Here is a 14,090-nt window from a genome sequence, read left to right on the forward strand (position 1 = left end):
CGGGCTTGCTCGCGAATGCGGTGCGTCAGTCAACTGATCTATAACTGATCCACCGCATTCGCGAGCAAGCCCGCTCCCACATTGGAGGGTGTTGAACCCTATTGCGCTGTTGGCGCTGGCTGGATGGCAAGCTGGTCAGCCAGGCGCACGAACGCGGCCAGGTCCAGTTGCTCGGGGCGCAGGCCGCCGTCGACGCCGGCGGCTTCGATTTCAGCATTGCTCAGCAGGGCTTTGAGTGTGTTACGCAAGGTCTTGCGGCGTTGGTTGAACGCTTCGCGTACCACACGTTCCAGCAGTTTGTGATCCTTGGCCGGGTGCGGCAGTACGGCATGCGGCACCAGGCGCACGATGGCTGAATCGACCTTCGGTGGCGGGTTGAACGCGCCCGGGCCGACGTTGAACAGGTGCTCTACGCGGCAGTGATACTGGACCATGATCGACAAGCGGCCCCAGTCACCACCGCCAGGGCCTGCGGCCAGGCGCTCCACCACTTCCTTTTGCAGCATGAAGTGCATGTCGCGGATGATCCCGGCGTTGTTCAGCAGGTGAAAAATCAGCGGCGTGGAGATGTTGTACGGCAGGTTACCCACCACCCGCAGGCTGTTGGGCGCAGCGCCAAGGCTGTTGAAGTCGAACTTCAGCGCGTCGCCCTGGTGCAGGTTGAAGTTGGTTTTGCCGGCGAACTGCTGGTTGAGGATCGGGATCAGGTCCTTGTCCAGTTCCACGACGTCCAGTTGCCCGCCGCTGGCCAGCAGGCCCTGGGTCAGCGCGCCCTGACCTGGGCCGATTTCCAGCAGGCGGTCTTCTGGCTTGGCATGGATGGAGCGCAGGATGCGATCGATTACGCCAGCGTCATGCAGGAAGTTCTGCCCGAAGCGCTTGCGCGCGCGGTGTTGGTAATGCTCAGTCATATACGGGTCTCGGCCATCTGGTAGGCGGTTTCCAGGGCCACGTGCAGGCTGCCGGTATCGATCTTGCCGCTGCCTGCGAGGTCCAGGGCGGTGCCATGGTCGACGGAAGTGCGGATGATCGGCAGGCCCAGTGTCACGTTGACTGCGGCGCCGAAGCCTTTGTACTTCAGCACGGGCAGCCCCTGGTCGTGGTACATCGCCAGCACTGCGTCGCAGTGCTCCAGATATTTGGGGGTGAACAGAGTGTCTGCAGGCAATGGGCCGCGTAGGTCCATGCCTTCTTGGCGCAGGCGCTCTAATGTCGGTTCAATGATGTCGATTTCTTCATGGCCCAAGTGGCCGCCTTCACCGGCGTGGGGGTTAAGCCCACAGACCAGGATACGCGGTTGGGCAATGCCGAATTTGTGTTGCAGGTCGTTGTGCAGGATGCGCGTGACACGCTCCACACGCTCGGCAGTGATGGCATCGGCGATTTCACGCAGCGGCAAGTGGGTGGTCACCAGCGCCACACGCAGGCCGCGGGTGGCGAGCATCATCACCACTTGAGCGGTATGGGTCAGTTCCGCGAGGAATTCGGTATGGCCGGAAAAGGCGATACCGGATTCGTTGATCACACCTTTGTGCACCGGCGCGGTAATCATGCCGGCGAAGTCGCCGTCGATGCAGCCTTGGCCCGCACGGGTCAACGTCTCCAGCACAAATGCCGCGTTGGCCGTATTCAACTGCCCTGCAACCACTTTGGCTTGCAGCGGGGTGTCCCACACATACAGGCTGCCGGCGGGGGCCGGCAGGTCGGGCCAGTTGCCCGGCGCCACGTCCAGCAGGTTGACGGCCACACCCAGTTGCGCGGCCCGCTCAAGGAGCAGGTCGCGGCTGGTAATGGCAATCAGGGGGTGTGGCTGGGGTTGCGAGGCGAGCAGCAGGCACAGGTCTGGACCAATGCCGGCTGGCTCGCCGGGTGTCACCGCGAAACGCTGGGGTTTCACTGGGGTGCCTGGTCGGTGCCTGTTTGCTCGGCGCCTGGCAGCTTGTTCTCTACATACGCTTCGTCACGGATCTGACGCAGCCAGGTTTGCAGCTCTTCGTCGTATTTGCGGTTACGCAGTACGCTCAGGGCTTGCTGCTCGCGGGCCTGGGTGGTGTTGTCCGTGGCGCGACGGCCAAGCACTTCCAGCACATGCCAGCCGTACTGAGTCTTGAACGGCTTGGACAATACGCCTTGCGGTGTCTCGGCCATAACCTGCTGGAACTCAGGCACCAGAGCTTTCGGGTCGATCCAGTTCAGATCGCCGCCGTTAAGGGCAGAACCTGGGTCTTCCGAGAAGCTTTTAGCCAGGGTGGCGAAGTCTTCACCGCTTTCAATGCGGTCGTAGATCTTCTGGGCCAGTTCCTTGGTTTGTGCCTCGGTGCGGATTTCGCTCGGTTTGACCAGGATGTGACGAACATGGACTTCGTCTTTCAGCGAAGTCTCGCCACCGCGACGTTCCAGCAGCTTCAGGATGATGAAGCCACCCGGGGTGCGGGCTGGCTGGGTAATGCCACCGACTTCCATGGCGCTCAATTCGCGATCAAACGGAGGTGGCAATTGAGCGGCTTTACGCCAGCCCATGTCACCGCCTTCGAGGGCGTTGTCGCTGCCGGACTGAGCAATGGCCATCTGGGCAAAATCTGCACCCGCTTTCAGGCGCTCATAGATCGCCTGGGTTTTAGCGGCGGCGGCATTAAGCTGCTCAGAGTTGGCTCCGTCCGGGGTTGGGATCAGGATATTGGCCAAGTGCAACTCTTCGGAGAGCTGCATCTTGCCCAGGTCCGAGGCCAGGAAGTTCTTCACTTCCTGCTCGGACACCTGAACCCGCTCGGCCACACGGCGCTGGCGCACACGGCTGATGATCATTTCGCGCTTGATCTGGTCACGGGCGTCCTCGTAGGACAAACCATCGCGAGCCAGGGCGGCGCGGAACTGATCAATGCTCATGTTGTTACGCTGGGCGATGGTGCCAACGGCCTGGTTCAATTCTTCGTCTGAAATACGGATGCCAGAACGGTCGCCAATCTGCAATTGCAGGTTCTCGACGATCAGACGCTCCAGCACCTGGGGTTCCAGGACGCTGCTCGGTGGCACACCACCGCCACGCTTGGCGATGGTTTGCTGAACTTCCTTGACCCGTTGGTCCAGCTGGCTCTGCATGATCACGTCGTTGTCGACGATGGCCGCTACTTTATCCAGCTGTTGAACTGCGGCGTGTGCCGAAACAGTACCCAGGAACAGCGCGCCCAGCACTAGCGGGCGCAAACACTCAGAAAGCTTTGTCTTCACGTTCACGATAACCTTGAATGCCTTTGTCGAGGAAGCTCTCTACCTTGGCGCCGGTCAGGCCGCCGAGTCCTTTAAGGACGATCTGGAAGAAGAGCCCGTGGTCACCCTTTTCGTTCTGAGGGGCGATCTGCGTGTATTCGTCGTTGGAAACCCAGTAACGGTTGATGACGCGCAGTTTCCAGCAGCAGTTGTCGTACTCGAAACCACCAAAGGCTTCCAGGGTACGGTTGCGAGCATAGTCATACTGCCAGCGCGTGATCAGGTTCCACTGGGGAATGATCGGCCACATCATCGAGAAGTCGTGTTGTTGGATTTTGTAGTAATCCTTCACGTAGTTCTCTTGGCCCGGGCTGCCGAAGTCTCCGCCGAACTGCCATTTACCGGTCAGTTGGTTGTAGACAACCTGGTCGTTGCGATAGCGGTAGCCCAGGTTGACGACCTTGTTCGGGTTGTCTTCCGGCTGGTAGTGGAACATCGCGCTGCCGGAGCGAGGGCTATGGCTCTCGGTGTCCCAGTTGTAGTCGGCTGTGGCGCGCCAGTCGCGGTTGAAGCGGAACTCGTACTCCAGTGCAACAGGAGATACGTTCGAGTGGGCGTCATCACGTGTCTTGGCGTCGATGCCAGGCAATTGAACTTCACGATCCTTGAAGTACACCGCTTGGCCGATGGAAGCGCGTTGACGTTCGAAACCGTTCTCTTCAATCCAGCGGCTGGTGAGACCAAAGGACAGCTTGTTTTCGTCGCCGATGCGGTCGGAACCGCTGAAGCGGTTATCCCGGAACAACGAGGAGTAGCTGAACGAGTTCTCGCTGGTGTCGAAGACAGGGATCTCGGTCTGGTCTTTATTCGGTACGTAGAGGTAGAACGCACGAGGTTCGAGGGTCTGGTTGTAGTCTTTGCCGAACCAATTGGTTTTACGGTCGAAGTACAGGCCGCTGTCGATGCTTGCAATAGGTACTGAGCGGTCCTGTGAGCTATTGAAGGTTTGACCTCCTGCAGCCATTTGGCTCTTGCCTGTACCGTCAAGGTCAAGATCGTACTTGGTATAAACGTACTTCAACTTCGGCGTCAAAAAGCCGTAGGACCAGTTCATCGGATAAGAGACAGCTGGCGCAAGGTTCAGACGAGTGCCGTTTGCACGGGTCAGGCCGGTAACGTTGGTATCCAGACGACGCGAAACCAAGCCATTTTCGTCCGTAAAGTTACCGTTCTCCAAGTCTCGATCAAAGCGTACGGCTTCGGTTTCATAACTGAAATCCAGCCCGCCCGGATGAAATGGCAGTTGGCCATTCAGTGTGAGTTGCGGCAACCGGTCATACGGTGTGATCTGAGTGATTGTCGCCAGTTGATAGGCTTGGACATTCAAACGGGCCTGATAAGAATCGCCCCGATATGTCAAAGATCCCTGCTGGTTCAGAGCGTCTTGGCTCTCAACCCCTTCCTCAAACGACTTCAAATCCTGGAAGTAGTAAGGATCGCTGATCCGGGTGTAATCCACCTGTGACGTCAGACGTGAATCCAACCCACCTTTATGCTGCCAATTGAGCATATAGCGGGTCTTTTCGTAATCGGTCTGGTTCTTGCGCTCATCGTTATCGTCGTTGAGATACGCCCCACCAAACTGCCCTTCACTCGACTTGGTCAGATAGCGGAATTCGCCCTCCATCAACAAGCCGCGCTTGGTCATGTACTGCGGGTACAACGTGGCATCGTAGTTCGGCGCCAGGTTGAAGTAGTACGGTGTTACCAGCGTAAAGCCAGTTTCCCCACCGGTGCTGAAGCTCGGCGGCAGGAAGCCGGATTGGCGACGGTCGTCGATCGGGAAGTAGATGTACGGGGTGTACAGGATCGGGATGTTCTTGACGCGCAACGTCGCGTTGGTCGCCGTACCGAAACCGGTGGCCGGGTTCAACGTGATGTTGTTGCCCTTGAGCTGCCAGGCGTTGCTGTCCGGCTCGCAGGTGGTGTACGTACCGTCCTTGAGACGGATGATCGCATTCTCTGCACGCTTGGCGTACAGCGCGTTACCGCGGATGCGTGACTTGTGCATCACGTATTCGGCGTTATCGATCTGGGCGGCACCGGTGTCGAGCTGGACCTGGGCATGGTCACCCACGATCAGGGCGCCGTTATCGCGCAGGCGCACCTTGCCATTCAGTTCGCCACGGTTCTCCGCCTGGTACAGGCTGGCTTCGTCTGACTCCAGCTGCATGCTGCCCTGGCGCATGACCACGTCACCGGCCAGGGTAGCGACCTGCTGCTCCTGCTCGTAACGAGAAGCCTTGGCGCCGATGAAGGTCGGCGCATCGCTCTTGTTCGTCTTGTCGTTCATGCCAGGACGAGTCGGCTCGATGTAGGCGCCGCCGCAGTAAGGGCCGGTTTCGGCCAACTGTGCTGCGGTCAGCTTGTCGCGAGGTACCCAGTCAAGGTGGCTGTAGTCGGCACTGCGCGAACGCAGGCCACGGCCCTTGGCTTCGGTGACCAGCATGGTCTTGGGTTCGGCGTCGACGCTGCCGCCAGCTTTGCCTTGCGGCGTGCTGTTGGCCGAGCTGACGGCAGCACCGTCATGCACCGGGCGCGGTGGCAATGGGGCGGCGGCGGTCTTCGGCGCGCAATCCCAGGCACCCGAAGCAGAGACTGAGCAGTCATACTGTTCCGCGGCGACCACGAATGAGGTGGCGAAAGGTTGCAAGGCCAGCAGACTGCCGGTTACCAGCAACGGAAATTTTCTACGAAACGCGGGGGATTTCAATGCCATCTTATTAGTCCGGGCTTCCTGCGTGCCATCTGCCCGCGGTTTGGGCCGCACGCCTCTCGATGGTCTGAAAGTTGGGTAGGAACAGACCATTTCTGGTCTGCTCCCCCCTAAAAACCGTACGTGCGCCTTTCAGCGCATACGGCTCAAGTCTTTACGAAGCCCCCCTTGGGGGAGCCGGTTTGTACACTGTTAGTCCACGAGCGTGAAGCTGCTGGTGGCAAATGGGATGCAATAGTACCCGGTTGTCCAGCGAGTCACCACCGCCTTGTGAGCGATAAATGATGTGGTGGTCGTGCCACCCAGTCTCCCTAGATATTGGGCTTTTGCATAGTACGCACAGTCCTTTTTGGGATTGAAATAGATGAAGAATTTGTTTGCGGTACTTCAATTTCCCGAGCATCCGGGACATCCGCAATGCCTCTCCCATTTCCTCCATAGAGGGATCAAACGGATTAAAATCCCCGCTGATCTTCCTGTGCCTCTCAATCGGCGTGGCCTCTAGGGCGTATAACCGAATTGCCTCTTTGCCTCCTGACTCCGTTATGACCGTGGTGGCGAACACCCAGCTTCGACTTTCATAGGTTTGGAAATACTTCTCCCTTACCCAGTCGAGACTTTTGTTTGGATGCCGCCTTTTCGCCCAACGCCAAAGCGCTTGGAATATTTGGTGGTCCATGCGGCTGTACGCCTTCTTGGCGACCACAGGCTGGTGATACAGCGCCCAGCCTCGCAGTATCGGATTAAGCAGGCGGATCAACTCCTCCTGTTTCACCGCTTTGTTAGTACTGATGACTTCTTTTACCTTCCTATAGAACGCTTTCACGTTCTTTTTGGCAGGTTTGATCAGGAGTTTCCCTCCGTATTTGCGGAAATTCCAACCAAGGAAGTCGAAACCTTCATCTATGTGGACGACGTGGGTTTTCTCAAGCGACAGCTGCAACCCTCGCACCGCGAGAAACCGCTCAACCCAAGGTTTGATCTCATTTTCGAGCATCTCTTTCGAGCTACCGGTAATCACAAAATCATCCGCATATCGCACCACGTTAATTTTCAGCTTCTTCGCCTTCGTCACGCCCAGGTGTTGCTTGAGCTGTGATTCCAGTCCATCCAGCACCAAATTCGCCAAGGTGGGCGAGATAATCCCGCCCTGTGGTGTACCGGCATTCGTTGCCTGTAGCTGGCCTTTGTGAATCACTCCAGCTTTCAACCATTTTCGGAGGATTTCTTTGTCCGTTGGGACATTTTCGATCAGCCAGTCATGGTTGATGTGGTCAAAGCAGCCTTTAATGTCCGCTTCCAAGACCCATTGGGCCGAAGCCTTCTTGGATAGACAAACGAACAACTGTCCCATCGCATCAGCCGTGGAGCGCTCGATCCGAAAGCCGTAGCTGTTTGGATCGCCGGTGGTTTCAGCGATAGGCGCCAGGGCTAGCAGGTATAGCGCCTGCATGGCTCTGTCAGTCATGGTTGGAATGCCCAGAGGGCGTTCCTTTCCATTCGACTTCGGGATAAACACACGCCGTAATGGCCGTGGTTTATACCCGTGGCGCTTCAACCCATTTGCCGCCTTCCACTTGGCATCGGGTGTATCCCAGAGCACGCGGTCGACTCCCGCCGTGCGCTTGCCCTGGTTTTCAGTGACTCTCCGTATGGCCAAATATCTGGCCGAACGAGAGCGGGTCAGCATCCGTTGCAGGGCTTTCACCCGGCGCCAATTGCCTTCCCGACAAGCCTTCGCAATCCGAATCTGCATCGCCCGTACGTTCTGCTGCACACGACACCAATCGATGTCATGCCAATGCTGCGGAACGCCAGAAGGCGCAGACCCGGCCAGTTGGCTAGGTACTAACATGCTGCCTTCCTCTCAAGTTTCCCCGAGCAGAAGACGTACGCATCCCCTGACGGGAATGGACGCTCCCGTCAGGAGTGGATGAATAAGAAGCCCATTACTGCCGGACTTCGAAGATGATTGAGACAGGTTTACTCAGCGTTCATGCGATAAAAGACCACGCAGAAGTCTGCCCGGTTTCCCGTGGGGTAATGTTCCAACCCCTATCCGCGCCATTACAGCCCGGCGTTCGCTTTTTCTGCGATCCCATACCCGCACAGCCAATAGATCCCCTTGCGGTTCACCTGCCCGAAGGCAGCCATACGGGCTTACCACGTTCCCTGCCTGTCACACGATTGGTTTAGGGTCTGCCTTTTCACCGGAGGCCTTGTAGCGACGTATTCCCACATCCCACAGGAATATCTGGCCCCATACCTTTTGGTCCATGCCTAACAGCAGTTTTGGCATGTTTATCATTACGGCGTTTATCAGCAGTTCACTTACGTTACCCATGCCAACCAGCCTAGCGTCTCGACCCGGTACTGCTCCGAGCGTCTGTACTTTGCCTCACGGCAAAAGCACACCCTGATGGGGACTACATTGTCGGAAAAGCTTCACACCCCACCGTTACCAGTGACGCATGTTTTCCTAGGCTATCGTTGGTCGCACAACGAGTCCGCTGCTATCTCAGAGCAAGATAGTTGGACAATGACAGACAGAGTTTTCGCTCGTGTCTCCGGTTTGATATGAGCGGGGGACTGCAAGGCAGCACGCTCAAAGAGTATTTCCTCCTGTTTAAGGCAGGAGGAATCCCTGCGGGGATTCTTCCCGCATGGGTAGGTCGTGAGACCTATGTGGATGCACTATCTGATTAGGAACATGGCAGTAACCATGACGATGGTTGAAACCAGCGTCATCAAGCCGAAGTTCCAGGTCATTCTGTTCAGAGTATCTGAAATGAATTTCCGCATTTCTACCTGAACTGCAGATACATCTGCTTTTTGAGCCAGACGTTTATGCATAACGACCTCATCAGTAGTGAAGTAGGCACTCCCAGTCCGAAAATCGGACCATAGCCGCGCTTCTGAGTGCTAAGCGGCTTTGGGGTTCGCTATTGTCGCCGCAGCGACAACGAGTCCTTCTAAGCAGTGGGACCCCTGGGCTGTTTTGTTTCCCGGATTGGCTACCGGGCTATCGGTTTCCTTGCGGAAAACCCTTGACGATGACGTCTCACCGCCAACCTGGAGACACGCTACGCGTGTCGCACAAGATGCGTGATAATAAAGCATGCCCCGCTTGACGGCTAGCGCCGTCGGAGACCCTTGTAATGCCCGAGCAAGATCTACGTTTACAACAGCTGGAAGTCTGGCTGGATGAGCAGTTGCCGATCCTCTTCAACGCTCAGGACTGGGGCCCCGTGCCCCCGGCCACATTGACCGCGGCCAGCAGCGACGCGAGTTTCAGGCGTTATTTTCGATGGGAGGGCGGTGCCCATACGTTCGTCGTCATGGACGCGCCACCCCCCCAGGAAAACTGCAAACCTTTCGTCGATATTGCGCATTTGCTCGCGAAATCGGGAATAAATGTGCCAAAAATTTATGCAGAAGATTTGCCCCGTGGCTTTCTTTTGCTCAATGACCTGGGCAGAAAAACCTATCTGGACGTGATTGACGGTGAAAATGCTGATCAATTATTTGCCGATGCCATCGAAGCGCTGCTGGCTTTCCAGCAATTGCCGATGGATGCGCCGTTGCCCAGCTATGACGTGGCCTTATTGCGTCGCGAGCTGGAACTGTTCCCGGAATGGTACGTGCGCCGTCACCTGGGCATCGACCTCGACCCTGAGCAACAAGCCCTCTGGCAACGTGCCAGCCAGCAGTTGATCGACAGCGCCCTGGCGCAGCCCAAGGTGCTGGTGCACCGCGACTACATGCCGCGCAACCTGATGATCAGTGAGCCAAGCCCTGGCGTGCTGGATTTCCAGGACGCGGTCTACGGCCCGGTGACCTATGACATCACCTGCCTGTTCAAGGACGCCTTCCTCAGTTGGCCCCAGGCCCGCGTGCGCGAATGGCAGCGTGGCTATTGGCAGCGTGCCGGACAGTTGGGGATTCCAGTACAGGACGACTTTGAGGAGTTCCTGCGTGCCAGCGACCTGATGGGCGTGCAGCGTCACCTCAAGGTTATCGGCATCTTTTCGCGTATCTGCCACCGCGACGGCAAACCACGCTACCTAGCCGACGTGCCGCGTTTCTTTGCTTATATAGAAGCGGTGCTGGCCGACCGACCCGAGTTGAGTGACCTGGGCGAGTTACTCGCCAGCCTGCGCGAACCTGCCGAGGCCAGCGTATGAAGGCGATGATCCTGGCGGCGGGCAAGGGCGAGCGCATGCGTCCGCTCACCCTGCATACGCCCAAGCCGCTGGTGCAAGCCGGCGGCAAGCGGCTGATCGAGTATCACCTTGAAGCCTTGGCGAAGGCCGGCTTTACCGAGATCGTGATCAACCACGCCTGGCTCGGCGAGCAGATCGAAAGCTACCTGGGCGACGGTGCCCAATTCGGTCTGCGCATCCGCTACTCGCCGGAGGGTGAACCGCTGGAAACGGGGGGGGGGATATTCCAGGCGTTGCCGCTGCTGGGCGACGAACCGTTTCTGGTGGTCAATGGCGATATATGGACCGACTACGATTTCATCCAGCTCAAGCAGCCGATCCGGGGCCTAGCGCACTTGGTGATGGTCGACAACCCAGCACACCACCCCTCGGGCGGGGATTTCTACCTGGATCACGGTGTGCTTCATGATGCCGCGCCCGGTGCCGATAACCTGACCTTCAGTGGCATTTCAGTGCTCGACCCTAAATTGTTCGCGGGTTGCAGCGCCGGTGCCTTCAAGCTGGCCCCGCTGTTGCGCGAGGCCATGGCCAAAGGTTTGGTAACGGGGGAGCACATGGCAGGACGCTGGGTGGATGTAGGGACGCTGGAGCGATTGGCGCAGGTCGAAACCTTGCTGACAGCGGGGCAGTAGGATGTTGTGGCCAGGGACGCTGATCGGCGCCGGGGCTGGCTTTGCCATTGCCAGTATTCCGGGGGCTCTGTTGGGGGCATTGCTGGGGCAGGCGCTGGATCGCCGTCTGCAACTGCACAGTTGGGCGCAGTTGCGTGAACGCCTGGGTGGGCGCCCGGCTTTGCGCAACGATGAACTGCTGTTTGTGCTGCTGGGACGCCTAGCCAAGAGTAATGGCCGGGTTGTCGATGGGCATATCCAGCAAGCGCGCCAGGAGATGCGCGCACTGGACATGAGTGAGCCGGCCCAGCGCCGCGCGATCAGCGCCTTCAACCGTGGCAAGTCCGGCAGCGACCGGGTTCGCCGTTACCTGCGGGTGCTCAAGACGCAGCCCCATGCGGCGGAAGGCGTGCTGCGCGCCTGTTGGCGCATGGCGTGGGCGGACGGTCGAGCGGATGCTGCCGAGCGCGACCTGATCGACCAGTGGGGCAAGTGGTTGGGCTGGACGCCACAGCAGCTTCAGGCATTGGCGACCGATTACGCGCCGGAGCGCAAGCCATTGGCCAATCGTGGCGGTGCCTATCAGGAGGCGTTGCGTATCCTGGGGGTGACGGCAACCACTGAGCCTTCGGTGATCAAGCGCGCCTACCGCCGCCTGCTCAGCCGTCACCATCCGGACAAGATCGCCGGCACGGGTGCCAGCCCCGCGCAAGTGCGGGAGGCGACCGAACGAACCCGAGAGTTGCATAACGCCTATGCGCTGATTCGCGAGCGGCGGGATTTTCGTTGAGACTATCGCCACTCAACGCCATGTGGGAGGGGGCTTGCCCCTGCCACTTCGTTGTGCGACATGGTCGACTATGTGATCAGTCTGCGCTGCCCTGCGGGCTCAGCCACCCGCGAACCCTGCGGTACAACTGCTCTTGCTCCGCCGCGCTATTGTCGGGTAACGCCGTGAGCGACACCTGCTTATAGCTGTCATTCTTCGAGCGCTTGGCCGCCTGGAGTCGCTCCAGGGCGTTCTTGCGATCCTGGGCGCCCTCTTGATAGAACACGTCCGCCGTGGGTACCTTCAAGGCCGGCGCCAGTTGCTGCAGGTCCGGTTGGCGAGCCGCAGGCGTCTTGCCGGCCACCATCACCAACCTCTGCACCTGGGAGGGTTGTTTCTCGCTGAGGTAGCGTGCCGCCCACCAGGCCCCGGTGCCATGGCCGAGCAACACCACACTGCGGGCGCTTTGGGTCTGGGCGAAGGCGACGGCGGCGTCGATACGGTCGAAGATGCGCTTGGCGTCGGTCTTGTCCTGCTCATCCGCCCCCGGCACCACCGCCGGGTCAGTGCCTTCGGCCTCGGCACTGGCGGCCTGTTCGACCGGCTTGGCAGCGGTGCTGCCTTCCTTGCTGCTGGTATCGACCGCCGCTTTCGGCGGTTCGATGAGCCGTGGCGGCAGGGTGTCCACACTGACGTCAGGCAATGACAGGCTGAGGGTGCCCCAGGCGGCGTCCGGTAACTTGCGCCGCAGAGGCGCGATGGCCTGCGGCCAGTCCGCGTTCTCCCCGGCACCTGGTATGAGAATCACCACACCCTCGGCTTCGGCGCTGTTGGCGGGTTTCCATAGCGCCAGGAACGAATCGCTACCAGCTTGCAATTGCTGTTGCTCCTGCTGCGGCACCTGCCGTTCGAGCGCACTGGCTTCTTGCTGGCTACGCTCGGGCAAGGCCTGGCGTTCAGCCGGTTTTTCGACGGCAGGCGAGGGTGCATCCTCGGCCTGAACAGGCAAGACGCTGGTAAACAGCAGTGACAGGCACAATGCTGGCAGTGCCGAACGGTGAAGAAAAAGCATCGTTGATTCCCGGCCAGAAGTGATTCCAGCAGCCTAATGGGTTGGTCGGTATTTGTCAGGGGTATGAGGCGCGGTTCTCGCTATCGACAGGCTATCGGCGGTTTGTTAGCTGTCTTGATGGTCGCGGCGCGGCCATTCAACCAATGAATGGCAGACAACACGCCAGGGGCAGCTATTCTTGTGCCAGCCCATCATTCATAAGAGGCCGCGCACATGAGTACTTCCTCATTCAAGATCGCCCACAAACTGCTGACCGGTGCAGGTGCCATCGAACAACTGGCTGCCGAACTCACGCGCCTGGATGTGGATAACCCACTGATCGTCACTGACGCCGCGCTGGTCCAGTCCGGTACCGTGGCGCTGGCCTTGGAGCATCTGGGTGATCGAGCCTACGAAATCTTCGACCGCGTGCTGCCCGATCCGGAAATTGCCATCGTCGAAGACTGCATGCGTGCGTACCGCGAAGGGGGGCATGACGGCCTGATCGGTGTGGGCGGCGGCAGTGCCATCGACATCGCCAAAAGCGTGGCGGCCTATGCCGGTTATCACGGCGCGCTGGCGGACTTGTTTGGCGTCGATCAGGTGCCGCGCAAAGGCCCGCCGTTGATCGCCATCCCCACCACGGCCGGTACCGGCTCGGAGGTGACCAATGTGGCGATACTGTCCGACAAGGCTGCACAGCTGAAAAAAGGCATCGTCAGCGATTACTTGCTGCCGGATGTCGCGCTGATCAGCCCGCAAATGACCTTGACCTGCCCGCGAGGTGTCACGGCCGCCAGTGGCGTGGACGCCTTGGTGCATGCCATCGAGTCCTACCTGTCGCTGCATGCCTCGCCGATTACCGACGCCCTGGCCATCGGTGCGATCAGATTGATTGCCAGCGCGTTGCCCAAGGCTTACGCCAACCCGGCCAACCTGCAGGCCCGTGACGACATGGCCACCGCCAGCCTGATGGCCGGCATGGCCTTTGGCAACGCGGGCGTCGGTGCCGTGCATGCGCTGGCGTACCCGTTGGGTGGGCGCTTCAATATTGCCCATGGCGTCAGTAATGCGCTGTTGCTGCCGTATGTCATGCACTGGAACAAATTGGCCTGCGTCGAGCGTATGCAGGACATCGCCCAGGCCATGGGCGTCAATATCGCCGGGCTGAGTGTGAATGACGCTGCCGACCAGGCTGTAGAGGCGATGACGCGGTTATGTGCGGCAGTGGAGATCCCGTCCGGCCTGCGCAGTTTCGGCGTGCCCGAGGACGCCATCCCGGCCATGGCCAGCGAAGCTGCAGGCATTGAACGCTTGATGCGTAACAACCCGCGCAAGCTCAGCGCCGCCGATATCGAAAAAATCTACCGGGCAGCTTACTAACCGTTGAGATAGGTCACGGTGCGCGCAGCAAAGCATGAGGTATACAATGCGCGCCATCGTGATTTAGCTC

The 14,090-nt window shown here is 59.1% G+C and carries 11 protein-coding genes; 4 read left to right on the forward strand and 7 right to left on the reverse strand.

The window, feature by feature from the left end:
- Nucleotides 1–98: 98 nt before the first annotated feature.
- From rsmA to BOP96_RS30175, 6 genes are all read right to left on the reverse strand, one after another.
- Nucleotides 99–911: a 16S rRNA (adenine(1518)-N(6)/adenine(1519)-N(6))-dimethyltransferase RsmA gene (gene rsmA, locus BOP96_RS22555; RefSeq protein WP_020302176.1), complete on the reverse strand. Its 813-nt coding sequence runs from the start codon at nucleotides 909–911 to the stop codon at nucleotides 99–101.
- Nucleotides 908–1,897 carry a 4-hydroxythreonine-4-phosphate dehydrogenase PdxA gene (pdxA, locus tag BOP96_RS22560; protein WP_014720180.1) on the reverse strand — a complete coding sequence of 330 codons (990 nt, stop codon included), beginning with the start codon at nucleotides 1,895–1,897 and terminating at the stop codon, nucleotides 908–910. The genes rsmA and pdxA overlap by 4 nt, the downstream gene beginning before the upstream one ends.
- Nucleotides 1,894–3,228, reverse strand: coding sequence for a peptidylprolyl isomerase (locus BOP96_RS22565; protein WP_137271085.1), 1,335 nt, complete (start codon nucleotides 3,226–3,228; stop codon nucleotides 1,894–1,896). The genes pdxA and BOP96_RS22565 overlap by 4 nt, the downstream gene beginning before the upstream one ends.
- Nucleotides 3,209–5,986 (reverse strand): LPS-assembly protein LptD, encoded by a 2,778-nt coding sequence (locus BOP96_RS22570; protein WP_073454083.1) that lies wholly within the window; start codon nucleotides 5,984–5,986, stop codon nucleotides 3,209–3,211. Before BOP96_RS22570 ends, BOP96_RS22565 begins: the two co-directional genes overlap by 20 nt.
- Nucleotides 5,987–6,137: 151 nt before the next feature.
- Complete coding sequence (gene ltrA, locus BOP96_RS22575; protein WP_047542625.1) at nucleotides 6,138–7,838, reverse strand: group II intron reverse transcriptase/maturase; 1,701 nt, start codon at nucleotides 7,836–7,838, stop codon at nucleotides 6,138–6,140.
- Between the two features lie 839 nt (nucleotides 7,839–8,677).
- Nucleotides 8,678–8,836 carry a hypothetical protein gene (locus BOP96_RS30175; RefSeq protein ID WP_159440257.1) on the reverse strand — a complete coding sequence of 53 codons (159 nt, stop codon included), beginning with the start codon at nucleotides 8,834–8,836 and terminating at the stop codon, nucleotides 8,678–8,680.
- 305 nt (nucleotides 8,837–9,141) lie between these two features.
- Between BOP96_RS30175 and BOP96_RS22580 the strand changes: the two genes are divergently transcribed.
- Genes BOP96_RS22580 through BOP96_RS22590 form a run of 3 tightly spaced genes read left to right on the forward strand, consistent with a single transcriptional unit; the run spans nucleotide 9,142 to nucleotide 11,607 of the window.
- On the forward strand, nucleotides 9,142–10,167 hold the full coding sequence (locus BOP96_RS22580; protein ID WP_019817796.1) for an aminoglycoside phosphotransferase family protein: 1,026 nt from the start codon (nucleotides 9,142–9,144) through the stop codon (nucleotides 10,165–10,167).
- A complete protein-coding gene (gene murU, locus BOP96_RS22585; protein WP_014720176.1) occupies nucleotides 10,164–10,838 on the forward strand; it encodes an N-acetylmuramate alpha-1-phosphate uridylyltransferase MurU in 675 nt (224 codons plus the stop codon). Before BOP96_RS22580 ends, murU begins: the two co-directional genes overlap by 4 nt.
- Nucleotide 10,839: 1 nt before the next feature.
- A complete protein-coding gene (locus BOP96_RS22590; RefSeq protein WP_014720175.1) occupies nucleotides 10,840–11,607 on the forward strand; it encodes a TerB family tellurite resistance protein in 768 nt (255 codons plus the stop codon).
- A gap of 76 nt (nucleotides 11,608–11,683) precedes the next feature.
- Here the strand turns inward: BOP96_RS22590 and BOP96_RS22595 are convergent, their stop codons facing one another.
- Nucleotides 11,684–12,658, reverse strand: coding sequence for an alpha/beta hydrolase family protein (locus BOP96_RS22595; protein ID WP_073454085.1), 975 nt, complete (start codon nucleotides 12,656–12,658; stop codon nucleotides 11,684–11,686).
- A 213-nt stretch (nucleotides 12,659–12,871) separates the two neighbouring features.
- Here BOP96_RS22595 and BOP96_RS22600 point away from each other — a divergent pair, with 213 nt between their 5' ends.
- Nucleotides 12,872–14,020 (forward strand): iron-containing alcohol dehydrogenase, encoded by a 1,149-nt coding sequence (locus BOP96_RS22600; protein ID WP_014720173.1) that lies wholly within the window; start codon nucleotides 12,872–12,874, stop codon nucleotides 14,018–14,020.
- Nucleotides 14,021–14,090 lie beyond the last annotated feature (70 nt).

This window comes from Pseudomonas sp. FSL W5-0203, assembly GCF_001896155.1.
Lineage (GTDB): Bacteria > Pseudomonadota > Gammaproteobacteria > Pseudomonadales > Pseudomonadaceae > Aquipseudomonas > Aquipseudomonas paracarnis.